This window comes from Streptomyces flavochromogenes (genome assembly GCF_000717595.1).
GTDB classification, from domain to species: domain Bacteria; phylum Actinomycetota; class Actinomycetes; order Streptomycetales; family Streptomycetaceae; genus Streptomyces; species Streptomyces flavochromogenes.
Genome location: NZ_JNZO01000002.1, coordinates 44,417 through 67,254, shown reverse-complemented (window position 1 = coordinate 67,254; position 22,838 = coordinate 44,417). Strand labels below are relative to the sequence as shown.

Annotated in this window: 21 protein-coding genes; 8 read left to right on the top strand and 13 right to left on the bottom strand. The window is 73.1% G+C overall.

Annotated elements, in window-relative coordinates; translation table 11 throughout:
* Positions 1-4: 4 nt before the first annotated feature.
* A complete protein-coding gene (locus tag IF00_RS0102370; protein WP_030313663.1) occupies positions 5-976 on the bottom strand; it encodes a GlxA family transcriptional regulator in 972 nt (323 codons plus the stop codon).
* A 146-nt stretch (positions 977-1,122) separates the two neighbouring features.
* Between IF00_RS0102370 and IF00_RS0102365 the strand changes: the two genes are divergently transcribed.
* The 3 genes from IF00_RS0102365 to IF00_RS0102355 all read left to right on the top strand — a co-directional run bounded on the left by IF00_RS0102365 (position 1,123) and on the right by IF00_RS0102355 (position 5,237).
* A complete protein-coding gene (locus IF00_RS0102365; protein WP_030313661.1) occupies positions 1,123-1,992 on the top strand; it encodes an SCO6745 family protein in 870 nt (289 codons plus the stop codon).
* Between the two features lie 120 nt (positions 1,993-2,112).
* A complete protein-coding gene (locus IF00_RS0102360) occupies positions 2,113-4,605 on the top strand; it encodes a Tex family protein (protein WP_030313660.1) in 2,493 nt (830 codons plus the stop codon).
* A 182-nt stretch (positions 4,606-4,787) separates the two neighbouring features.
* The gene (locus IF00_RS0102355; RefSeq protein WP_030313658.1) at positions 4,788-5,237 is read left to right on the top strand and encodes a DUF2690 domain-containing protein; all 450 of its coding nucleotides are present in this window, start codon (positions 4,788-4,790) and stop codon (positions 5,235-5,237) included.
* Positions 5,238-5,270: 33 nt separating this feature from the next.
* Here the strand turns inward: IF00_RS0102355 and IF00_RS0102350 are convergent, their stop codons facing one another.
* From IF00_RS0102350 to IF00_RS42510, 4 genes are all read right to left on the bottom strand, one after another.
* Positions 5,271-5,672, bottom strand: a complete 402-nt coding sequence (locus IF00_RS0102350) for a hypothetical protein (protein ID WP_030313656.1) — start codon at positions 5,670-5,672, stop codon at positions 5,271-5,273.
* Entirely contained in the window at positions 5,669-6,397 is a 729-nt protein-coding gene (locus tag IF00_RS0102345) for a 2-phosphosulfolactate phosphatase (RefSeq protein ID WP_030313655.1), read from the bottom strand. Before IF00_RS0102345 ends, IF00_RS0102350 begins: the two co-directional genes overlap by 4 nt.
* Before the next feature lie 106 nt (positions 6,398-6,503).
* The gene (locus IF00_RS0102340) at positions 6,504-8,141 is read right to left on the bottom strand and encodes an ABC-F family ATP-binding cassette domain-containing protein (RefSeq protein WP_030313652.1); all 1,638 of its coding nucleotides are present in this window, start codon (positions 8,139-8,141) and stop codon (positions 6,504-6,506) included.
* Positions 8,142-8,303: 162 nt separating this feature from the next.
* Positions 8,304-9,032, bottom strand: coding sequence for a hypothetical protein (locus IF00_RS42510; protein ID WP_158710423.1), 729 nt, complete (start codon positions 9,030-9,032; stop codon positions 8,304-8,306).
* Positions 9,033-9,115: 83 nt separating this feature from the next.
* On the opposite strand from IF00_RS42510, the gene IF00_RS0102330 reads away from it, so the two are divergent.
* The gene (locus IF00_RS0102330) at positions 9,116-10,072 is read left to right on the top strand and encodes an FAD-dependent oxidoreductase (protein ID WP_030313648.1); all 957 of its coding nucleotides are present in this window, start codon (positions 9,116-9,118) and stop codon (positions 10,070-10,072) included.
* 83 nt (positions 10,073-10,155) lie between these two features.
* Here IF00_RS0102330 and IF00_RS0102325 read toward each other — a convergent pair whose 3' ends face one another.
* From IF00_RS0102325 to IF00_RS0102315, 3 genes are all read right to left on the bottom strand, one after another.
* Positions 10,156-10,458 (bottom strand): hypothetical protein, encoded by a 303-nt coding sequence (locus tag IF00_RS0102325; protein ID WP_030313646.1) that lies wholly within the window; start codon positions 10,456-10,458, stop codon positions 10,156-10,158.
* Between the two features lie 118 nt (positions 10,459-10,576).
* The gene (locus IF00_RS0102320) at positions 10,577-11,884 is read right to left on the bottom strand and encodes a M14 family metallopeptidase (protein WP_030313644.1); all 1,308 of its coding nucleotides are present in this window, start codon (positions 11,882-11,884) and stop codon (positions 10,577-10,579) included.
* Entirely contained in the window at positions 11,881-13,926 is a 2,046-nt protein-coding gene (locus IF00_RS0102315; RefSeq protein WP_388308167.1) for a Xaa-Pro dipeptidyl-peptidase, read from the bottom strand. Before IF00_RS0102315 ends, IF00_RS0102320 begins: the two co-directional genes overlap by 4 nt.
* Before the next feature lie 224 nt (positions 13,927-14,150).
* On the opposite strand from IF00_RS0102315, the gene IF00_RS0102310 reads away from it, so the two are divergent.
* Complete coding sequence (locus tag IF00_RS0102310; protein WP_030313640.1) at positions 14,151-15,716, top strand: M1 family metallopeptidase; 1,566 nt, start codon at positions 14,151-14,153, stop codon at positions 15,714-15,716.
* Positions 15,717-15,858: 142 nt separating this feature from the next.
* Here IF00_RS0102310 and IF00_RS0102305 read toward each other — a convergent pair whose 3' ends face one another.
* Together IF00_RS0102305 and IF00_RS0102300 are read right to left on the bottom strand one after the other, a co-directional pair.
* Positions 15,859-16,743, bottom strand: a complete 885-nt coding sequence (locus tag IF00_RS0102305) for an oxygenase MpaB family protein (protein ID WP_051819696.1) — start codon at positions 16,741-16,743, stop codon at positions 15,859-15,861.
* 96 nt (positions 16,744-16,839) lie between these two features.
* Positions 16,840-17,328 (bottom strand): F0F1 ATP synthase subunit B family protein, encoded by a 489-nt coding sequence (locus IF00_RS0102300; protein ID WP_030313635.1) that lies wholly within the window; start codon positions 17,326-17,328, stop codon positions 16,840-16,842.
* Positions 17,329-17,486: 158 nt separating this feature from the next.
* On the opposite strand from IF00_RS0102300, the gene sph reads away from it, so the two are divergent.
* The gene (sph, locus tag IF00_RS0102295) at positions 17,487-18,491 is read left to right on the top strand and encodes a sphingomyelin phosphodiesterase (RefSeq protein ID WP_030313633.1); all 1,005 of its coding nucleotides are present in this window, start codon (positions 17,487-17,489) and stop codon (positions 18,489-18,491) included.
* Positions 18,492-18,526: 35 nt separating this feature from the next.
* Here the strand turns inward: sph and IF00_RS0102290 are convergent, their stop codons facing one another.
* Together IF00_RS0102290 and IF00_RS0102285 are read right to left on the bottom strand one after the other, a co-directional pair.
* On the bottom strand, positions 18,527-19,039 hold the full coding sequence (locus IF00_RS0102290; protein ID WP_030313632.1) for a hypothetical protein: 513 nt from the start codon (positions 19,037-19,039) through the stop codon (positions 18,527-18,529).
* A gap of 93 nt (positions 19,040-19,132) precedes the next feature.
* On the bottom strand, positions 19,133-19,615 hold the full coding sequence (locus IF00_RS0102285) for a macro domain-containing protein (protein WP_030313630.1): 483 nt from the start codon (positions 19,613-19,615) through the stop codon (positions 19,133-19,135).
* Between IF00_RS0102285 and IF00_RS46360 the strand changes: the two genes are divergently transcribed.
* On the top strand, positions 19,614-19,763 hold the full coding sequence (locus IF00_RS46360) for a hypothetical protein (RefSeq protein ID WP_209439724.1): 150 nt from the start codon (positions 19,614-19,616) through the stop codon (positions 19,761-19,763). The genes IF00_RS0102285 and IF00_RS46360 overlap by 2 nt on opposite strands.
* 92 nt (positions 19,764-19,855) lie before the next feature.
* Complete coding sequence (locus tag IF00_RS0102275; RefSeq protein WP_030313628.1) at positions 19,856-20,593, top strand: MerR family transcriptional regulator; 738 nt, start codon at positions 19,856-19,858, stop codon at positions 20,591-20,593.
* A 33-nt stretch (positions 20,594-20,626) separates the two neighbouring features.
* Here the strand turns inward: IF00_RS0102275 and IF00_RS0102270 are convergent, their stop codons facing one another.
* Complete coding sequence (locus IF00_RS0102270) at positions 20,627-22,801, bottom strand: 3-hydroxyacyl-CoA dehydrogenase NAD-binding domain-containing protein (protein ID WP_030313626.1); 2,175 nt, start codon at positions 22,799-22,801, stop codon at positions 20,627-20,629.
* Positions 22,802-22,838 lie beyond the last annotated feature (37 nt).

Genomic DNA, 22,838 nt, shown 5'->3' with positions numbered 1-22,838 from the left:
CCTTTCAGTTGACGGGTGAGTGGAAGCGGCGGCGGTAGTCGGCAGGTGCGGTGCCGAGCGTCTTGGTGAAGGCGCGGCGCATCGCCTCGGGGGTGCCGTAGCCCGAGGCACGGGCTACCTCCTCGACGCCGCGGGAGGTCTCCTCCAGGAGACGGCGGGCGTGTTCGAGGCGCACGCGGTCGACGTAGCGGCCGGGTGTCGTGCCCGTCTCGGCCTGGAAGGCGCGGGCGAAGTGACGGGGCGAGAGCCGGGCACGGGCGGCGAGGGTCTCCACGGAGAGGTCGCCCTCGGGGTGCTCGGTGATCCACTGCTGGAGGTCGCGCAGCGGCTCCCGGCGGGCGGTCTGGGCGGCGAGCTGGACGCTGAACTGCGCCTGGTTGCCGGGGCGGCGCAGAAAGACGACCAGGTGGCGGGCGACGGTGAGGGCGACGTCCCGGCCGAGGTCCTCCTCGACCAGCGCGAGGGCCAGGTCGATGCCGGCCGTGACCCCGGCGGAGGTGGAGAGCCGCCCGTCGCGGACGAAGATGGGGTCCGGGTCCACCTCGACCTCGGGGTAACAGCGGGCCATGTGGTCGCAGGCCACCCAGTGGGTGGTCGCCCGGTGTCCGTCGAGGAGCCCCGCCTCGGCGAGGAGCAAGGCCCCCGTGCAGACGGAGACCAGCCGCCCGGCGTCCGGGGCGTGGGTGCGGAGCCAGTCGATCAGGGCCGGATCCGGTTCCCGGGTGCCCTCGCCGCCGGGGACGACGAGCGTGTGCGGTGCGCCGTCGGCGACCGCCTCGGCGAGGGTGGTGTCGGGAAGCAGGCGAAGTCCGCTGTGGGTGCGGACGGGGCCGCCGTCCAGGGAGGCGGTGCGGATCGTGTAGGCCTCCGGGTCGCCGGAGGCGCGGCCGGCACCGGCGAACACCTCGTAGGGGCCGGTGACGTCGAGGCTCTGCACGCCGTCGAAGAGGACGACGAGCACGGGTCGCTGCGTCATGTCTCCATCCTGCGAGGAGCCCGGGACGGCCGCAATGACGCCGATCCCACCTTTTCTGCCATGGCGTGCCGGGGAACGGCCCCGGAGCGATCCCCGAAGCCGTCCCGGCCGTTCCCGTCGTACCGACCAGTCGGTAACCTTCGGGCATGACGACGACTGCTCTGCCGCCCCGCGCGGGACGCCGCTGCCACAACGCCCTCAACCCGCTGCACTCCACGCTCTACTTCTCGCCCGATCTGGACCGCGAGTTCGGCGCCCTGGGCTTCACCGACCAGTCGGCGATGCGGCTCGCCTCGCGCAGCGCCGCGCTCGGCGCGGTGGGCGCGGGCACGGTCGCCGCGACCTTCTACAACTACAGCCACGAGCTGCTCGCCCGGCACCTCCCGGCCGTCTGGGAGACCGCCTCCCCCGCCCAGGTCCTGGACGCGCGGCTGCGCACCGCCGACGCCACCCTGCGCCGGCTGCTCGGCGAGGAGACGGTCGCCTCGGCGGAGATGGCCGAGGCGGCGGAGCTCGCGCTGCGCGCCACCGAGGCCTGCACCCGGCACGCCCGGCCGCTCTACTCGGCCCACGCGGACCTGCCGGTGCCCGAGGAGCCCCACCTCGCCTACTGGTACGCCGCCACCCTGCTGCGCGAGCACCGGGGCGACGGGCACCTCGCGGCCCTGCTCTCGGCCGGGCTCGACCCCGTCGAGGCCCTGGTCTCCCACACCGCCACCGGCAAGGGCATGGCCCCGCGCTGGGTGCTCGGCTCCCGCGGCTGGCGGCGCGCCGACTGGGAGGCCGCGGCGGAGCGGCTGCGCGGGCGCGGGCTGCTCGACGCCGAGGGCGAGCTGACCGGGGCGGGCACGGCCCTCCGCGACGAGATCGAGGAGCACACCGACCGGCTCGACGCCGCCCCGTACGAGCACCTCGGCGCGGCCGGGGTCGAGCGGCTCACCGAGCTGGGGCGCGGCTTCCTGGTCACCGCCGCCGTCGCGGGCGCCTTCCCGGCGGATCTCGTCGGCAAGGGGTGACCGCGGGGCGCGCGGAGGCGCCCGGGACGCGCGCGGGACGGGCCGGTTACCGCGTACGGGTGACCGACCCGGCAGAATGCACTCGCAAGCTTGAGGCACGAGAAGGCGAGTCGGGACACCGTGACGACGTCCATCGAAGCAAGGATCGCCGAAGAACTCGGCGTACGCGAGCGACAGGTGAAGGCAGCCGTCGAGCTGCTCGACGGCGGTTCGACCGTGCCGTTCATCGCCCGCTACCGCAAGGAAGCGACGGAGATGCTCGACGACGCGCAGCTCCGCACCCTGGAGGAGCGGCTGCGCTATCTGCGCGAGCTGGAGGACCGCCGGTCGGCGATCCTCGACTCGGTACGCGAGCAGGGCAAGCTGACGGAGGAGCTCGAGGCCCGCATCCGGGCGGCCGACACCAAGGCGCGCCTGGAGGACATCTACCTGCCCTTCAAACCGAAGCGCCGGACGAAGGCCCAGATCGCCCGTGAGGCCGGTCTGGGGCCGCTGGCGGAGGGGCTGCTGGCCGACCCGTCCGTGGAGCCTGCCGCGGCCGCCGCGGCCTTCGTGGACGCGGACAGGGGCGTCGCCGACGCCGCCGCGGCCCTGGAGGGGGCGCGGGCGATCCTCGCCGAGACGTTCTCCGAGGACGCCGACCTCATCGGCGAGCTGCGCGAGCGCATGTGGGGCCGCGGCCGGCTGGTGGCCACGGTGCGCGCGGGACAGGAGGAGGCGGGGTCGAAGTTCGCCGACTACTTCGACTTCACCGAGCCCTTCACGGCTCTGCCCTCGCACCGGGTGCTCGCCATGCTGCGGGGCGAGAAGGAGGACGTGCTCAGCCTCGACCTGGAGCCGGAGGAGCCCTCCGAGATCCCCGGCCCCTCCTCGTACGAGGGGATCGTCGCGGGTCGCTTCGGCGTCGCCGACCGGGGGCGCCCCGGGGACAAGTGGCTTCAGGACACGGTCCGTTGGGCGTGGCGGACCCGCATCCTCGTGCACCTCGGGATCGACCTGCGGCTGCGGCTGCGGACGGCCGCCGAGGATGAGGCGGTCCGGGTCTTCGCGGCGAACCTGCGCGACCTGCTGCTCGCCGCACCGGCCGGCACCCGGGCGACGCTCGGCCTCGACCCCGGCTTCCGTACGGGCGTGAAGGTCGCCGTGGTCGACGCGACCGGCAAGGTCGTCGCCACCGACACGATCTACCCGCACGTGCCGGCCAACAAGTGGGACCAGGCGCTGGACAGGCTGGCGCGGCTGGCGAAGGAGCACGCGGTCGAGCTGGTCGCGATCGGAAACGGCACGGCCTCCCGTGAGACCGACAAGCTGGCGGCCGAACTCCTCGCCAAGCACCCTGAGTTGAAACTGACCAAGGTGATGGTCTCGGAGGCCGGCGCCTCGGTCTACTCGGCCTCCGCATTCGCCTCGCAGGAACTCCCGGGCCTCGACGTGTCGTTGCGCGGTGCGGTCTCCATCGCCCGCCGTCTCCAGGACCCGCTCGCGGAACTGGTGAAGATCGACCCGAAGTCCATCGGCGTCGGCCAGTACCAGCACGACCTGGCCGAGGTGAAGCTCTCCCGCTCGCTCGACGCGGTCGTCGAGGACTGTGTGAACGGTGTCGGCGTCGACGTCAACACCGCCTCGGCGCCGCTCCTTTCGCGGGTCTCGGGCATCAGCTCGGGCCTCGCGGAGAACATCGTCGCGCACCGGGACGCCAACGGCCCCTTCCGCTCGCGCCGGGCCCTCAAGGACGTGGCCCGTCTGGGCCCGAAGGCGTACGAGCAGTGCGCGGGCTTCCTGCGCATCCGGGGCGGCGACGACCCGCTCGACTCCTCCTCCGTGCACCCGGAGGCGTACCCGGTGGTGCGTCGGATGGTGAAGGCGACGGGCGGCGAGGTCGCGGCGCTCATCGGCGACACCGGGACGCTGCGCTCGCTGCGGGCCGGCGACTTCGTGGACGAGACCTTCGGTCTGCCGACCGTGACGGACATCCTGCGCGAGCTGGAGAAGCCGGGCCGCGACCCGCGTCCGGCGTTCCGGACCGCGACCTTCGCGGAGGGCGTCGAGAAGATCGGCGACCTGGCGTCCGGGATGGTCCTGGAGGGCGTCGTCACCAATGTGGCGGCGTTCGGGGCGTTCGTGGACATCGGTGTGCACCAGGACGGCCTGGTGCACGTCTCCGCGATGTCGAAGACCTTCGTCAAGGACCCGCGCGACGTGGTGAAGCCCGGCGACGTGGTCAAGGTGAAGGTCCTCGACGTCGACATCCCGCGCAAGCGGATCTCGCTGACGCTGCGGCTCGACGACCAGTCCGCCGCGGAGTCCGGGGACGGGGCGCCCGAGCGCGAGCGCGGTGACCGGGGCGAGCGCTCCGGCCGACCGCCGCAGCAGCGGCAGGGCGGTGGCGGTGGCCGCCGGGCCGAGCGCGGCGACCGTGGCGGTCAGGGCGACCGCGGCGGCCGGAACGGACAGGGTGGCCAAGGCGGCCAAGGCGGCCAGGGCGGTCGCGGCGGGCAGTCCGAGCGGGGCGGCCGGGACCGGTCGTCCGCGCCCGCGCCCGCGAACAGCGCGATGGCCGACGCCCTCCGCAAGGCGGGTCTGCTGGGCGAGGGCGGCGGCAAGCGCCGCTGACCGAACGCGTCGTCGGAGTCGTCCCCGTGTGTCCCGTTCGGGCCATGGGGACGACCTCCGACCGGCCGATTCGCCGTCGAGTTGCTCGTTTTATCCGTTGACGCGCACAGGTCAGACAACCAAGATCGTCTGCGGCCTCCTCGGAGGGCGCAGGCGATTCCGCTACGGAAGGTTGTCTCCCGATGCAACACGTCCTGACGAAGATCGCGACGGTCTCGGCCGCCGCGCTGACCATGACCCTCGTCCCGCTGGCCGGCACCTCGTACGCCGCCGGCTGCACCGGCGCCGGCTGCGACAACCTCGGCCCGGTCTCGCAGAGTTGCGACGGCGACGCGGTCACCAAGCAGACCGCCACCGCCGACGGCGGACTCAAGGCCGAGCTGCGCTGGTCGCCCGCGTGTCAGGCGGCCTGGGTCCGCGTCACCGACTCCACCGGTGGCCAGTGGTGGGACAAGTACGGCTACATCGAGAAGCACAACGGATACGCCGGACCGCTCCTGCGCAGCCTCTCGGTCAAGTTCCCCAACCCGGGCTCCGACTGGTCGAACATGCTGGGCGGCAGCGGCTACTACTACCGCGTCTGCATCAAGGACACCGGCACGAACCACGTGGACTGCAGCGGCTACTGGTAGACCCTGAGCCGGTCGCGTGGCCCCGCAAACCCGCTACGGCAGGAAGCGCAGGGCCCAGTCGGCGCGGTTGGCGACGGAGAGGTCGTCGTCCTCCGTCAGCGGCTGGAGGAGGTCCCGGGCCGCCTTCGGGTCGGCCTGGACCAGATCGACGATCTCGGTGGCCAGACCGTCCTGGTCGTCACCGAGGTCGACGGCGGAGGCGCGGATCAGGGTCGGCAGGGCCTCCGGGCCCCCGATCGCCGCGACGACACCGCCGAGCAGCTCACGGGCGTACGCGTTCCGCTCGGTGAGGGCGCGGTCCAGCTCCGCCTGGAGACGCGGCAGGAGACCGGCGTCGCCCGAGGCGGCGATCTCGTCGGCGAGGTCGATCGTCTCGTCCACGTCGGCGTCGAGATCGTCCAGCATCTCGGTCAGCCGGGTCAGTAGGTCGGTCATGGTGCCTCCTGGAATGCGCCGTCCACGAGAACGGGGACGGTCGTCGAGCTGTCGGTCTCGGCGGCCACGGCCACGTCCTGCGGAAAGCCGTACTCGTACAGTTCACGACCCGAGTCACAGCCGTGCAAGGCGGCGACCGGGTCCTCGGTGGCCGACCACAGCGTGGCCGCCGCGCTCGCCTCCGGAGTGAGGATGTGCGGGCCCGCGGCCCGCAGCCCGGCGAGGACGGCGCCCGCGCCGAGCAGGTCCTCCAGCGCCGGGCGCAGCGATCCGTCCGGCCACCGCTCGCCGGACGCGATGACCGCGACGGGGCGTTCGGCGGAGCCGTACCCCTGCCGCGTGAGCCAGCGGGCGACGGCCGAGTGATTGCGCAGACAGGCGGCGACGACGGTCGCGCTCCCGGCCTCCGCGGAGATGGTGGAGCCGTTCGGCGAGGGCAGGACCAGACGTGGCGGGATCGGGGCGGCGCGCAGGGCCGCCGGGGAGAGCGACCACGGGTGCTCGGGGGCAGCCTCGCGGCGTCCGACGGCGAGGGTCGCGCCGACGCTCTCCGCGTACGCGACGGCCGTCGCGTCCCGCCACCGGTAGGGATGGACGGCCGCGCCGGCCTCGACGGCGACGCCCACGGCCGTGGTGAAGGACAGCACGTCGACGACGACCACACAGGCGGCCGAGGGGGCGAGGACCCGCGCCTCGACGGGCCCCCAGCCGAACGAGACCGTCATCGCCGGCCCCGGCCGGCCGACGGGACGGCCGTCGCGGCCCGCCGTGCCCCGTGCGCGGCCGTCGCTCCAAGGAGCCGGCGCCGGCCCGCCCTGTGCGAGGCCGTCATCAGAGCTCGGTGACCTTGCCGTCGGCGACTTCGACGCGCCGCGTGGTGCGGACCGCGTCGAGCATCCGCCGGTCGTGGGTGACGAGCAGCAGCGTGCCGGTGTACGAGTCGAGCGCGGACTCCAGCTGCTCGATGGCGGGCAGGTCCAGGTGGTTGGTCGGCTCGTCGAGGACGAGCAGGTTCACGCCCCGGCCCTGGAGCAGGGCGAGCGCGGCGCGGGTCCGCTCTCCCGGGGAGAGCGTGGTGGCGGGCCGCATCACGTGCACGGCCTTGAGGCCGAACTTGGCCAGCAGGGTACGGACCTCGGCGGGCTCCGTCTCCGGCACGGCCGCGCAGAACGCCTCCAGGAGCGACTCCGTACCGTGGAAGAGCTTGCGGGCCTGGTCGACCTCGCCGACGACGACGCCCGAGCCGAGGACCGCGTCCCCGGAGTCCAGCGGCAGCCGGCCGAGCAGGGCGGCGAGCAGGGTCGACTTCCCGGCGCCGTTGGCCCCGGTGACGGCGACCCGGTCGGCCCAGTCGATCTGCAGGGTGACGGGGCCGAAGGAGAAGTCGCCGCGGCGCACCTCGGCCTCGCGGAGGGTGGCGACGACCGAGCCGGAGCGCGGAGCGGCCGCGATCTCCATGCGGAGCTCCCACTCCTTGCGGGGCTCGTCGACGACGTCGAGGCGCTCGATCATGCGCTGGGTCTGGCGGGCCTTCGCGGCCTGCTTCTCGCTGGCCTCGCTGCGCGCGTTGCGGCCGAGCTTGTCGCTGTCGGTGGACTTGCGGCGGGCGTTCCTGACGCCCTTGTCCATCCAGGAGCGCTGCATGTGACCGCGCGCTTCGAGAGCCGCCTTCTTGCCCGCGTACTCCTCGAAGTCCTCGCGCGCGTGCCGCCTGGCCCTGTCCCGCTCCTCCAGGTAGGCCTCGTAACCGCCGCCGTACAGGGTGATCTGCTGCTGGGCGAGGTCGAGTTCGAGGACCTTGGTGACCGTACGGGTGAGGAACTCGCGGTCGTGGCTGATGACGACCGTGCCGGCGCGCAGCCCCTTCACGAAGCCTTCGAGGCGCTCGAGCCCGTCGAGGTCGAGGTCGTTGGTGGGCTCGTCGAGCAGGAAGACGTCGTAGCGGGAGAGCAGCAGGGAGGCGAGGCCGGCGCGGGCCGCCTGACCGCCGGAGAGGGAGGTCATCGGCTGGTCGAGGCCGACGGTGAGGCCGAGCGAGTCGGCGACCTCCTCGGCGCGCTCGTCGAGGTCGGCGCCGCCGAGGTTCAGCCAGCGCTCCAGGGTGATCGCGTACGCGTCGTCGGCGCCGGGCGTGCCGTCGACGAGGCCCTGGGTGGCCTCGTCCATCGCCGTCTGGGCGGCGGCGACGCCGGTGCGCCGGGCGAGGAACTCCCGCACGGTCTCCCCCACGCGCCGCTCCGGCTCCTGCGGGAGGTGGCCGACGGCGGCGGTGGGCGGGGAGAGCCGGAGCTCCCCCTCCTCCGGGGTGTCGAGCCCGGCGAGCAGCCGCAGCAGGGTCGACTTGCCGGCGCCGTTGACACCGACGAGGCCGATGACGTCGCCGGGGGCGACGACGAGGTCGAGCCCGGCGAAGAGGGTGCGTTCGCCGTGGCCGGCGGCGAGGTCCTTGGCGACGAGGGTTGCAGTCATCAGGGTACGAATCCTAGGCGACGGCGGACGCGCCCCGCCCCGGTCAGGGTGGGCGGGGCGGGTACCTCCGGGCGGGGCGCCGTCCGGAGCCGCGGCGGGACCGCGTGCGGGGCCCGCACGCGGCTACGGATGTGGGGCTCCACACGGGGCTACGGATGAGGGCTACCCGCGTGCTTCCGTCAGGGGCTCGCCCCGGGGCCGCGTGCGGGGCGCCGTCACGGGCTCCGAGGGAGCCTCCGTCGCGAGCTCGGCCCGGGGCCGGGTGCGGGGCCCCGTCGCGGGCTCCACCGTGGCCTTCGTCCGGGCCCCCGTCACGAGCTCCGGGAGAGCCTCCGTCACGGGCTCGACCCGGGACCGCGCGCGGCTCTCCGTCACGGGCTCGGTCCGGGGCTCGGTCCGGGGCTCCGTTCCGAGGCGGCGCAGGACGGTCCGGTAGGCCGCCCGGTGGAAGCGGTACGGGCCGACCCCGGGGTAGCCCTCGCGGGCCGGGTCCGCGGTGGGGCCGGTCTGCCAGGCGAAGTCGCGCCAGACGACGTCCTCGCCGTCGTGCTCGACCACGGCGGTGACGGCCCCGCAGCCGAGGTCCTCGCAGTCGGGGCAGGAGTAGATCACCCGGCGGCCGCCCGGGAGCGAGGCCGCGGGGCCCGCGGCCGCGGCCGGGTCGAGGAGTGCGCGGACGTGCTCGGCGCGGAGGGCGGGCGGAAGGTCGCCCGCCAGCGGCGAGACCGTGTCGGCGCCCTCGGACTCGTCGAGCCGGTGGAGCAGCGCCCTGCCGTCGACGACGAGGTCGACGTCCTCGGGGCGGGGGCGGGCGAAGGCCCCGGGAAGGACACCACCACCGTCCGGGAGGACGGCGGGGGCGAGGTCGAGAGTCGTGTACACGGCCGGCATGCCGTCCAGCATTCCCCGGTCGGGGTCGTCGTTCCATGGCTGGTCCGTCCCGGAAATGTCCCGGTCCCGGTACGGTCCCGGGCATGGAGAGCGACGTGATCGTGGTGGGTGGCGGGGTCGTCGGTCTGACGACCGCGGTGACGCTGGCGGAGCGCGGCCTTCGGGTGCGGGTCTGGTCGCGGGACGAGGTGACGGCGACGACCTCGGCGGTGGCCGGAGCCCTGTGGTGGCCGTACCGGATCGAGCCCGAGGAGGAGGCGGGCGCCTGGGCGTTGGTCTCGCTGCGGGTGTACGGGGAACTCGCCGCTGATCCGGAGCGCACGGGGGTGCGCTGGGTGACCGGGGTCCACGCGGACACCGTCCTGGACGGGCTCGGCTCCTGGGCGCGGGAGGTGCCGGGCCTTCGGCAGCTGACGCCCGAGGAGGTGCCGGGGCCGTACGACGTGGGTCTCGCGGCGCGGTTGCCCCTGATCGACATGCCGGTCCATCTGGCGTGGCTGCGGGGCCGGTTCGAGGCGGCGGGCGGGGTCTTCGAGCGGCGTACGGTCACCGGCTTCGCGGAGGCGGCCGCCGGGGCGCGGGTGGTCGTCGACTGCACGGGGGCCGCGGCGCGGGAACTCGTACCGGATCCCGCACTGCGGCCGGTGCGGGGGCAGTTGGTCCTGGTGGAGAACCCGGGGATCGAGGAGTGGTTCACCTCGGCGGACGCGGCGGCCGGCGAGACGACGTACTTCTTCCCGCAGCCGGGGCGGCTGGTCCTGGGCGGGACGGCCGAGGAGGGCGACGAGCGGACGGTGCCCGATCCGGCGACGGCGGCGGCGATCGTGGCCAGATGCGCGCGGGTGCGGCCGGAGATCGCGGGGGCGCGGGTGCTCGGTCACCGGGTGGGCCTGCGGCCGGCGCGGGTGGGCGGGGTCCGGATCGAGGCGGTGCCGCTGCCGGGCGGTGGGCGCCTGGTGCACCACTACGGGCACGGGGGCGCGGGTGTGACGGTGGCCTGGGGCTGCGCGGAGCGGGCGGCGGAGCTGGCGGAGGCGTGAGAACGGCCGCGGGGCGGGTGCTGCCCTTTCGGACAGCACCCGCCCCGCGTTTGCTCACCGGATCGCTTGCCCGGCGCGTTCTGCTACTTCCAGAGCGGGGGCTTGTTGTTGTTCTCAGCGTCCTCGCACTGACGGGCGCGCGTCTCCAGGGCGTTGGCGTTGGCGAGGGCCTTGCGGGCCTCCGCGTGGGCGCCGAGGCCCCTGAGCTGCGCGGCGCGGTTGCGCTCCTTCTGGGCGTCGTGCCTCAGCTGCGTGATGTTGCAGGTCATCTTGGCCGCGGCCGCGGGCTCGGCGGTCACGGTCTGCCCGAGCAGCACGCCGCCGGCGAGCAGCGTCGTGGCGAGCACGGACGTGAGGACACGACGTGCGGTCGTGGTGGTGCGCATGGTTTTCTCCAACTTCCAGGCCGTGGGGACCTGTTCGAGGCATGGTCAGTACCAGTGGGTAACTTTACCTCGGCAAACGATGGATTCACGCCACCCCGGCCCCTGGGGCACGTGATCGTCAACACTCCTCCACAGGACTCCCACTGACGAGGTGATAGGTGGCCCGCCCGTCCAGGAGCAGCGGCACGAGCGCGCGCCGCGACTGGGCGAGAGGAACGAACACTCCCGTACCCTCCGGCCGCACGGCGAGGCCGTGCAGGGCGAGTTCGTCGCCCGCCTCCGCGTACTGCGCGGCGGACAGCCGGTAGCCGCAGGGCGGGTCGGCGAGGATCTCCGACGCCTCCGCCGGGTCGTTGTCGGCGCCGCCGAGGAAGACCGGGCCCCGGTCGGCGTATCCGGCGCGCCGGGCGGCGGAGGTGGCGGCCGTGAGCGGTCCGCGCCGCTCGTCGAGGTAGTCGAAGGCGCCTTCCAGGGCGGCGTGCTGGGTGGCGACACGGCGCCGGTGGTTGCGTGCCGGGTCGTTCTGCTCGGCCTCGTCGAAGGCGTCCACCCGGGTCTCCACGAGCAGGCCGACGGAGTGCTTGATCCCGGCGGTGTTCCGCAGGATCCGCTCCTGGCCGTCGCCCGCGACCTGCTTGAGCGGCTTGCCGGTGAGGGGGTCGGTCCAGATGCCGTAGATGCCGCTGCTGTATCCGGCGAGCCCGGCGGCGGGCCGCACGTACTCCTCGGAGAGGGTCCGTGACTCGTCGTGGACGTGCGGGTCGGCGTCGAGGCTGCGCGGCCAGAGGGCGAGCAGGTCCTTGTCGTAGTACCGGGGGGTGGCCCCGTACTCGTGCAGGTCGTAGACGAGTTCGGGTTTCCGGTCGCGGATGACGGCGGCGACCGCACGCGCCTCGGCGGTGCGCAGGGCGATGTGGTCGCGGTTGACGTCGACGCCGTCGGCGTTGCCCCGGGTGTCGGCCTCCCGGCCGTCGGGGTTGGCGGTGGGCACGACGAGGAGGGTCGTCCGGGCGAGGAAACGCAGGGTCTCCCGGTCCTGGGCGAAGGCGAGGTCCCGCACCGTGCTCAGACAGGCCTCCCGGCCCGCGGGCTCGTCACCGTGCTGGCTGCAGACGAGCAGCACCGTGGTGCGGCCCGTACCGAGGGAGGCGAGCCGGAGCGGGCGGCCCTGGGCGGTGGTGCCGATGACCCGCAGCGAGAGCCGTGCGCCGGCCCGGTCGACGGCCGCGAGGAAGTCCCGCTCCTCGGCCTCGGTGGTCCATCGGGCACCCCCGCTCGTCTCGAACCCGGTGCGCGGCAGCGGCTTCACGGGGGCGCTGTCCGCGGCCTTCGCCGGGACGGTGACGAGCGGCAGGGCGAGGGCGGCGGCGGCCGCCACGAGGGCGAGGGTGCGCCGGGAACTCCGGTGTCCGCTCGGGGGGTTCATCGGGCGGCTCCGAATCCCGGCAGGCGCGGTCCGGCGACGGCGGCCGGCGGTACGGCGGCGCTCGGCGAGGGGGCGACGGGGGTGAGCGAGGGCACGGCCCGGTAGGGCCCCGAGGTGGCCCGGCCGAAGGCCTCGGCGCCGCCGACCAGCGGCAGCTTCGCCCAGGTGCGGGCGAGGTCGAGGGTCAGGGTCGGGGTGGTCGACGGAGGGTCGAGCAGGTCCTTGTCGGTACCGCCGACGATCAGGGCGAGGCGGTGTCCGGCCGGGACGACGTGGTCGGTGGCGGCGAGGTCCAGGGTCATCGTGTACGCCCTGCCGGGGGTCAGCGGGCGTTCCTCGCGCGGGTCGGCCCAGGTGCCGAGATCGGCCCAGCCCCGGCTGACGACCGTGTACCCGACGTCCGCCGTGCGCGCCTCGGTCTCCTTGAAGCAGGCGCTGTCACCGGGGGTGCTCGCGCCCCAGCAGGTGCGGTCGGTGAGGGTGGTGATGCCCTCGCCCGCGGCCCCGTAGTCGCGGATCGTGTCCGGTCCGAGGTCCACGAGGACGGCGGAGAGGTGCGCGGTGGCGGTGGTCGGGGTGGCGGTGACCGTCACCTTCGAGGAGCCGGAGATCCGCAGGTCGCGGGAGAGGGGTCGGGTGACGAACCCGGCCTTCTCGGGGGTCGCGCCGTCGATCCGGGCCGCCCAGTCGAGCTCGCCGAGACCGGGGTCGTCGGTGAAGGTCGCGGTGGAGCCGGGGGCGGCGGGCGCGCGGCCGAGGACGCCGGGCCCCGGTGCCGTGCCGGGGGCGGGGCGCAGGGTGGTGGTCGTGGTGCCGCGCGGCGGCCACTGGCGGTCGGTGGTCCAGCGGTCCGGGGCGCGTTCGATGTCGGCGACCGGTTCACGGTCGATGCCGTTCTCGTAGCCGAGGAGGTGGTGGTCGAACCAGCGGTGCAGGGTGCGGACCCAGTCGGCGCGCCGGAAGTCGAAGGGGTCGACGTGTCCGGTCTGGGAGAGCCAGATCTTCCGCTCGACTCCCTGGGCGCCGAGGGCGTCCCACCACTGGCCGAACTGGTTCGCGCGCACGTTGAGGTCCTGTTGGCCGTGCACGACGAAGACGCTGGCCTTCACCTTGCCCGCGTTCCGCACGTGGTCGCGCTCGGCCCAGGCGGCCGTGCGGTCGCCGCTGTACGGGGTGCCGGCGGTGATGCGGTCCTGGACGGCTCCGCAGCGGGCCTGCGCCTCGGGGCTGTTGACGTACTCGGAGAGCCAGCTCGGGCTGGCGTTGTAGAGCGGGGCGCCCTGGGAGTGGAAGTAGTCGTACCAGGAGGAGATGGCGCCGATCGGAACGATCGTTTTCAGCCCTTCGACGCCGGTGGCGGCGACGCCGTTGGCGATGGTCCCGTCCCAGCTCTTGCCGATCATGCCGACGTTGCCGGTGCTCCAGGTGGTGGCGCGGGACCGGGTGTCCCCCGTGCGGGTGGTGTAGCCGCGGGCACGGCCGTTCAGCCAGTCGACGACGGCCTTGGCCGACTGGACGTCGGAGCGGCCGCCGACGTCGTCGCAGCCGTCGGAACGGTTGGTGCCGGCGAGGTCGACGGCGACGAACGCGTAGCCGCGCGGGACGAAGAAGTTGTCGTAGAACAGCGGGAACCGGACCGGGTTCCCGTCGGCGTCGTACGTCTTCTTCTGACTCTCGTTCCCGCGTCCGCAACAGGCGTAGTACGGGCTGGCATCCATGATGACCGGGATCTTCCGGCCGGCCGCGGCGGTCTCCCGGGGGCGGATGATGTCGACGGCGACCCGGTCCGTGCGCCCGTCTCCGTCGCCGTCGAGTCCGGTGTCGACCCAGACGGACTCGCGGATGGCGTCGGCGTAGGAGTGAACGGGCCGGGACTCCCGCGCCGTCGGCGAGAGCGAGGCGGGCAGCGCGGTGGCCTTGGCGGGCTCCGGCCGGGCGCCCGCGGGCGTGACCAGGGTCGCGAGCAGGGCGGCCGTGGCCGCGGCCACGAGGGTTCCGTACGACAGTCGGGCTCCGCGGGTTCTCCGCATTCGCATCGGCATGGGCGGGAACGTACCCCGGTCAACTCCCGTGCAAAAGAGTGCCGGAGGCAATCAGGAGGGATTCCGGTTGGTTCCGGGGCCGGATGGGTTCATGTCGGCCGAATGGCGATCGTGTGACAGGGGGTCCTCTGGACGTGACGGTGCGTCGGGGCACTGAATAGTGTCCGAACTAAGGACCGACGCCCACCCGCGCGTCTTACTTTCTTATGACTTGGGGAGCACCTGTGCACCGCAGAATCATCGTTCCGAGCGCCCTCGCGGCCTCCCTGCTGCTGGCGATCCCGGCATCGGCGGCCGACTTCACCCCTGGGGCCCCGGGCATCGGCGACTCCTACTACCCCACCAGTGGCAACGGCGGCTACGACGTCTCCCACTACGACCTGCGTCTGACGTACCAGCCCGCCACGGACCTGCTGGAGGGCACGGCGACGATCGTCGCCACCACCAGGCAGAACCTCTCCCGGTTCAACCTCGACCTCGGCCTGAAGGTCAGCGAGGTCCGGGTCAACGGCCGTGTGGCGAAGTTCGCCACCTCGGGCTCCCACGAGCTGGAGGTCACCCCGGCCACCCCGCTGGAGAGGAACAAGCCCCTCTCGATCGTCGTCCGCTACGCGGGCAAGCCCTCCGAGGTGAAGATCGACGGCTGGACGGCCTGGGCCCGCACGCCCGACGGCGGTGTCGCCGCGCAGGAGCCGGACTCGGCCGCCTGGTGGTTCCCGTCCAACGACCACCCTCTGGACAAGGCCACCTTCGACGTCTCCGTCTCGGTGCCGGACGGCACCCAGGCCATCAGCAACGGCGTGCTGCAGTCGCAGTCCTCCCGCCTCGGCTGGACCCGCTTCAACTGGCGCTCCAACAAGCCGCAGGCGACGTATCTGGCCACGCTGGCCGTCGGCAAGTTCGACATCACGACGGACAGGACGGCGAACGGGCTGCCGGTCCTCAACGCGTACAGCAAGGACCTCGGCGACAACGACGGCGCCGCGCGCGCCTCGATCGAGCGCACGACCGAGGTCGCGGAGTGGCTGGAGGGGGTCTTCGGGCCGTACCCCTTCAACGCCCTCGGCGGGTACGTGCCGAACGTGACGAGCGGCTTCGCCCTGGAGACGCAGACCCGTCCGTTCTACAGCCCGCGGCAGTTCGCCAACGGCGCGAACGTGTCGGTGGTCGTCCACGAGCTGGCGCACCAGTGGTACGGGGACAGCGTGTCCGTCCGCGACTGGAAGGACATCTGGGTCAACGAGGGCTTCGCCCGCTACAGCCAGTGGCTGTGGTCGGAGAAGGAGGGCGAGGGCACGGCCCAGGAGCTGGCGGACTACGTGTACGCCACGCGGACGGCCGAGGACCCGTTCTGGACGGTGAAGCCGGGTGACCCGGGCGCGGAGAACCAGTTCCACATCGCCGTCTACGACCGGGGCGCGCTGGCCCTCCAGGCGCTGCGCAACGAGATCGGCGACGAGGACTTCTTCGCGATCCTGAAGGGCTGGCCGCAGCAGTTCGCCTACGGCAACGCGCGGGTCGCCGACTTCGTGCGGTACGCGGAGAAGGTCTCCGGCAAGCCGCTGGCCGAGCTCTTCGACACCTGGCTGTACGAGCCGTCGAAGCCGGCCGCCTCGACCGCGGCGGCGGCCGGTCTGTCCGCGCCGGCCGCGGCGCCGGCGGCGTCCGGAGCCCCGTCCGCGCGCTCGGCGGCCCCCAAGGGCGCGCCGAAGCCGGCCCAGCCGAAGTCCTGGAAGAAGATCGCGGCGACGAACACGGTCCACGAGTCGGAGCACCACGGCGGCCACTGAACGGTGCGGTGACCGGGGCCTGCGGTCGGTCCGGCCGTACGGCCCCGGTCACCCCGGCCGCCGTACGACCGGTCCGGTCGTACGGTCACCCCGGTCGTACGGTCACCACAGCCGTACAGGCCCCTGTCATCCCGGCCGTCCGTCAGCGCCTCGCGCGGCGGGCGGCCTCTCGGGCCTTCCGGGCCAGCGGCAGATAGCGCAGCCGTTCCGGCAGGACGGGGACCACCAGCCGGACCACCCGGGCGAACCGGCGCAGCGCGCGTTCCTGCGCGTCCGTCCATTCGAGACCGATGGCCTCCCGGGCGTCCGGCGGCATCATGCCGACCGTGAGAAAGGCGCGCAGCCGCAGGAACGGGCGGCGCAGGACCGGCCAGAGCAGCCGGAGGGCGAGCCGGAGCGGCAGCGGGCCCCGGTCGGGGGCGGGCACGGGCTGGTCGGGGTCGAGCAGCTCCCGGACGACGACGGTCGCCTCCAGCTCGTCGGCGAGGACCTTCCGGTAGTACGGCCAGAACTCCTCGATCGTCTGTGGCATGTCCCGGTCGTGGATGCCGAGGATCCTGCCGACCTGGAGCCACTCGGCGTACAGCCGGCGTTCCTGCGCCTCGGTGAGGGGGCGGGCGAGGAGGCGGAGGCCGTGCGCGTAGACGGGGAAGCCGGTCGCGTGCACCCAGGAGTAGTAGGCGGGAGTCAGCGCGTGGTAGCGGCGCCCGTGGGCGTCGGTGCCCTGGATGTCGCGGTGCAGCTGCCGGAGGCGGCGCCCCTCCCGCGCGGCGTCCTCGCCGCCGTAGATCCACAGCTGGACCGAGCGCAGGGAGCGTTCACCGCGGCCCCAGGGATCGGTGCGGAAGACCGAGTGGGCGTCGACGCCGGCGCCGATGGCGGGGTGGGCGACCTGCATCGTGAGGGCGGCGGGCAGCATCAGGAGCGCCCGGATGTCCCCGGCGACGCTCCACAGCACGCCGCCGACGGGCGGCGGCACCGGATCGCCCCCGCCGGGGGCCTGATCGCCTGACGTCACATGCTCCATGAGCTCTCTCCTCACACTCCAGGCTGCACCCACGACGAAGGGGCCGTCACCCGGGCGTTTCGGCCCCTGGTGACGGCCCCTTGCGGGGAGTACGGGTCAGCCGCGGTCGGCGCCGACCGGCTCGCCGACGATACGGGCGGCGAGGGCGTGGGCCCAGGCGTCGACATCGGCGTTGAGCTCGCGCTCGGCGGCGGCGCGCTCCTCGGCGATCTTGGCGGAACCGGCGGCGATGATCGACTCGCGCTCGGCGTTGCCCTCGGCACGGGCGGCGGCGATGGCGACCGAGCCCTCCTCGACGGCCTTGGAGCGGATACGGGCGGCCTCGTGGCGGGCCTCGGCCAGCTCGGCCTCGTACTGCTCGCGGATCTGCGTGGCCTCGGAGCGCAGGTCGTCGGCGCGCTCGGTGCCGCCGTCGATGGCGTCCTCGCGCTCGTCGAGGGTGCGCCGGATCTTCGGCAGGATGCCCTTCGCCAGGATGAGGAAGGTGAGGGCGAACAGCACCAGGCCGAGGATGAGCTCCGCCCAGACAGGGTTGAGCGGACCGAGGTCCATCTTGAAGACAGTCGAGTTCGAAGCGAGGGTCATGCGCGCATTCTACCTGCTAGAAAAAGCGACAATTCGGGCTCCCCGGCGAGAGTTGTCGCGTTCGTGCGGACGGGGCCAGATTCCCGGCACCCAAAGGCTACCGGAAGGTAACCCTGACTGATTGTATGTGCCGCGCCAGCACAACCCCCCACACCCTCATGGGAGTTCCTGTGTCGTTCGCCGCGCTCCGCCGCGCCCCTGGCGCCGCCCTGTCCCTGGCCCTCGCCGCGGCCACCCTGGCCGCGACCGCTCCGGGCGCGACCGCCGCCTCCGCGGGGGCGGCCGCCGAGGCCCCGCGGCTGAAGGTGCTCACGTACAACGCGTTCCTCTTCTCGAAGACGCTCTACCCGAACTGGGGCCAGGACCACCGGGCCAAGGCGATCCCCGCCGCCCCCTGGTACCAGGGCCAGGACGTCGTCGTCGTCCAGGAGGCCTTCGACAACTCCGCCTCGGACGCCCTCAAGGCGAACTCCGCCGGCCAGTACCCGCACCAGACCCCGATCGTGGGCCGTAGCAAGAGCGGCTGGGACGCCACCGGCGGCTCCTACTCCTCGACCACCCCCGAGGACGGCGGGGTGACGATCCTCAGCAAGTGGCCGATCATCCGCAAGGAGCAGCACGTCTACAAGGACGCCTGCGGTGCCGACTGGTGGTCGAACAAGGGCTTCGCCTACGCCGTGCTCGACGTGAACGGCAGCAAGGTCCACGTCGTCGGCACCCACGCCCAGTCCACCGACCCGGGCTGCTCGGCGGGCGAGGCGGCGCAGATGCGCAGCCGGCAGTTCAAGGCGATCGACGCCTTCCTCGACGCCAAGAGCATCCCGGCGAACGAGCAGGTGATCGTCGCCGGCGACATGAACGTCGACTCGCACACGCCCGAGTACGGCACGATGCTCGCCGACGCGGGCCTGGCGGGGGCCGACGCCCGCACCGGCCACCCGTACTCCTTCGACACCGACCTGAACTCGATCGCCTCCGAGCGCTACCCGGACGACCCTCGTGAGGACCTCGACTACGTCCTCTACCGCTCGGGGAACGCCCGGCCCGCGAACTGGTCCAACCACGTGGTCCTGGAGAAGAGCGCCCCGTGGACGGTCTCCAGCTGGGGCACGAGCTACACGTACACCAACCTCAGCGACCACTACCCTGTCACCGGTTTCTGAGCCGACCGGAGGGCAGGGGCGCCGGGCGCCGGGTGTCAGTACCCGTATCCGCCGCCGAAGAGGCTGTAGAGCCAGGCACCGAGGACCCCGGCGACACAGAGCAGCACGACGAAGGAACCCAGGCTCGTGTGCCGCTCCCTGCGGGGCCGGCCGGGTCGGGCGGCACGCGCCGCGCGGCCCGGCTTTCCCTCCTTGCCCGGCTTGCCCGGCTCGGACGTCCGCCCCGCCCGCCTCGCCTGCGCCGGGGCGGGCTCCGCGACGGCGGCGACCTCGGCGAGCATCCGCCGGCAGACCGCCGCGAGCTCGGCGGTGCCGGCCTTCAGGTCCACGACCACCTCGGTACGGGCAGGGGCGGTGGTGCCTCCGTCGAGGAGCCGCCCGGCACGGAGCAGTGCCTGGTCCTTGCCCCCGGTGGGACCGAGGCTTATCCAGCGGCGCACATGATCGCCCCGGATGACCACACCGCCGCCCCGCTCCCGGTAGACGGTGTGCTCCCGCCACAGGACTCCGGCCAACTCGTCAGCCGTCTCCCTGAGTTGCGTGTACATCTGACTCCCCTGTTCCCGTGCCCCCAGTTCGAACAGGCGCAGACTCTAGCCGCCGGGACCGACATTCCCCACGACGGCCCGGTCCACCGCCCGTTACGCGCCGAAGTCGTACACGGTGACCGGTATCCCCCGCTCCACGAGCCGTCGGCCCACGAGGGGCTCGACCCGCTGCCAGGAGCCTCCCGCGAGCCCGCAGCCGATGCGCGGCATGTGCACGGAGGCCCCCAGGGCGACCGCCTTGTCGGCGAGCCGCCCGAGGGCGGCGTCGATCGCCTCGTACCGCACGGGCACGCCGGTGCTGCGGCCGGTGCGCATCCCCCGCTGGCCCACCAGGTTGGCCACCCAGACGTACGGCTCCACCTGGACGAACTGCGCGGCGCCGAGGCCGAAGTCGTTGTGCGCGCGCTCGCGGTGCCACCGGCGGTAGGCCGTCTCCGGCTCGTCCCAGCGGCGTGAGACCGCCAGGACGAAGCCCCTGCCCCAGCCCCCGAGATCGTTGCAGACATGCGCGACGATCTTGACGCCCTTGGCCTGCGGCGCGGTCGCGTCCCCCCGGACGTACGTGATCCCGTTCATGACGATCACGCTACGGCGCCGCACCGACAACGCCTCCGGGGCGGAAGCGTTCCAGGCCGACGATGGGGCGGACCTTGAGCCGGTGGACGACCGCCACGCGCCGTTCGCCGCTGCAACCGGCACCGGCGGGACCATCCGGGAACCGTGAATGGTCTTTTACAGCTCTGGTGAGACAGCAATACTGTCCAGGTCGGCCTCAGCGGCCGGATTCGGCTGTGGATCGGAAGCGAGGCACCTCGGATGGGCGTCGGGAGCGACGAGGAGGGCGGGCCCAGCTACACCGTCGACGAGCTGGCCGCACGGGCCGGCGTCACGGTGCGGACCGTGCGGTTCTACGGGACCCGCGGGCTTCTTCCGCCGCCCGTCATCGGGGCGCGGCGGGTCGGGCACTACGGGCAGGGCCATCTGTCGCGCCTCGCGCTCATCGAGGAGCTCCAACGGCAGGGGATGACGCTGGCCGCCATCGAGCGGTACCTGGAGCAGCTGCCGCCCGACCTCAGCGCGCAGGACCTGGCCATCCACCGGGCCCTGGTCGCCTCCTGGGCGCCGGAGTCCGCCGAGTCCATCACCCGGCGCGAGCTGGAGCGGCGGGCCGGGCGGGAGCTGACCGAGCGGGACGTGGACCGGCTGGCCGCGATGGGCGTGCTCGACCGGACCGCCGACGACGACACCTTCCGGCTCGACGGGTCCCTGCTGCGGCTCGGCGTCGAGCTGCTCGACGTGCCCATCGAGCACGAGACGATCCTCGCTTCCCGCACCGTTCTCCTGGAGCACGCGCGCGCCGCCGCGCAGGAGCTCTCCCGGCTCTTCCGGGACGAGGTGTGGAGCCCGTACCGGGAGAGCGGGGAGGACCCGGACCACCTGAGCGCGATGAGGTCGCTCTCGGCGCACATGCAGCCGATGGTGGTCCAGGCCCTCCTCACGGCCTTCCAGCGTTCCCTGAGCGAGGAGCTGCGGACGGCGTTCAGGCGTCGGTGAGGGGGCCGGCCGGGCACCGGCCCCCGGTGGCCGTCACGCGTCGGTGAAGACCTCTCCCCGCTCGGCCTTCTCCACCAGGAGCGCGGGCGGGGCGAACCGCTCGCCGTAGGTCTCGGCCAGCTCGCGGGCCCGGGCGGCGAAGCCCGCGACACCACCCTCGTATCCGTTGATGTACTGAAGCACGCCGCCCGTCCAGGCGGGGAAGCCGATGCCCATGATGGAGCCGATGTTGGCATCGGCGACCGAGGTGAGGACGCCCTCCTCCAGGAGCCGGACGGTGTCCAGCGCCTCGGAGAACAGCATCCGCTCCTGCATGTCGCGGAACGGGATCTCGTACCCGGGCTTGGCGAAGTGCTCGCGCAGGCCGGGCCAGAGCTTCCCGCGCCTGCCGTCCTCGCCGTACTCGTAGAAGCCCGCGCCGCCGCTGCGTCCGGGGCGGCCGAACTCGTCGACCATGCGGTCGATCACGGCCTCGCCCGGGTGGCTGGTCCAGGTTCCGCCGGCCTCCTCGATCGCCCGCTTCGTCTCGTTGCGGATCTTCCGCGGGAGGGTCAGGGTCAGCTCGTCCATCAGGGAGAGGACCTTGGCCGGGTAGCCGGCCTGCGCGGCGGCCTGCTCGACCGAGGCGGGCTCGACGCCCTCGCCGACCATGGCGACGCCCTCGTTGATGAAGTGGCCGATCACCCGCGAGGTGAAGAAGCCGCGCGAGTCGTTGACGACGATCGGCGTCTTGTTGATCTGCCGGACCAGGTCGAAGGCGCGGGCGAGCGTCTCGTCGCCGGTCCGCTCGCCCCTGATGATCTCGACGAGCGGCATCTTGTCGACGGGCGAGAAGAAGTGCAGCCCGATGAAGTCGCTCTGGCGCTCCACGCCCTCGGCGAGGACGGAGATCGGCAGGGTCGAGGTGTTGGAGCAGAGCAGCGCGTCGGGCTCGACGACGGCCTGGATCTCCTGGAACACCTTGTGCTTGAGCGCCGTGTCCTCGAAGACCGCCTCGATGACCGCGTCGCAGCCCGCCAGGTCCCGGACCTCGGCGGTCGGGGTGATCCGGGCGAGAAGGGCGTCGGCCTTCTCCCGGGTCGTACGGCCGCGCTTGACCGCCTTGGCGCAGAGCGCCTCGGAGTAGGCCTTGCCCTTCGCCGCGGAATCGGCGGAGACGTCCTTGAGGACGACCTGGATGCCGGCGCGGGCGCAGGAGTACGCGATGCCGGCGCCCATCATGCCCGCGCCGAGGACGGCGACCTTGCGGACCGGACGGGGCTCGACGCCCTTCGGGCGGCTTGCTCCGGAGTTGACGGCCTGGAGGTCGAAGAAGAACGCCTGGATCATGTTCTTCGCCGTCTGCCCGATGACGAGCTCGGTGAAGTAGCGGGACTCGATGACCTGTGCCGTCTCGAAGTCGACCTGGGAGCCCTCGACCGCGGCGGCCAGGATGTTGCGCGGCGCCGGGTAGGGCGCGCCGTTGAGCTGCTTGCGCAGGTTCGCGGGAAAGGCGGGGAGGTTGGCGGCGAACTTCGGGTTCGACGGGGTGCCGCCGGGGATCCGGTAGCCGGGGACGTCCCAGGGCTGCCGGGACTCGGGGTGGGCGTCGATGAAGGCGATGGCCTTGGCCATCATCTCCTCGGGGGTTGCGGCCACCTCGTGGACGAGGCCGCTGTCGAGGGCGCGCCGGGGCGTGTACTGGGTGCCCTGGAGCAGCACCTTCAGCAGGGCGTCGGCGATCCCCATGAGGCGGACGGTGCGGGCGACGCCGCCGCCGCCCGGCAGCAGGCCGAGGGTGACCTCGGGCAGGCCGATCTTGGAGCCGGGGGCGTCGAGGGCGACGCGGTGGTGGGAGGCGAGGGCGATCTCGTAGCCGCCGCCGAGCGCGGCGCCGTTGATCGCGGCGACGACGGGCTTGCCGAGGGTCTCGATGCGACGCAGCGCGTTCTTGATCCCGAGGGCGCCGTCGAAGATGTCCTGGGCGTGCTCGGGGCCCGCCTGGACCATGTCCTTGAGGTCGCCGCCGGCGAAGAAGGTCTTCTTCGCGGAGGTGTAGATGATGCCGCGGATGGAGTCCTTCTCGGCCTCGACGCGGTCGGCGATCGCGACGATCGAGGCCCGGAAGGCCTGGTTCATGGTGTTGGCGGACTGGTTCGGGTCGTCGAGGACGAGGGTGACGATCCCGGTCGCGTCCTGCTCCCAGCGGATGGTGGTGCTCTCGCTCATGTCTCTGCTTCTCCGTGGATCCGTGAAGAGGGGGTTC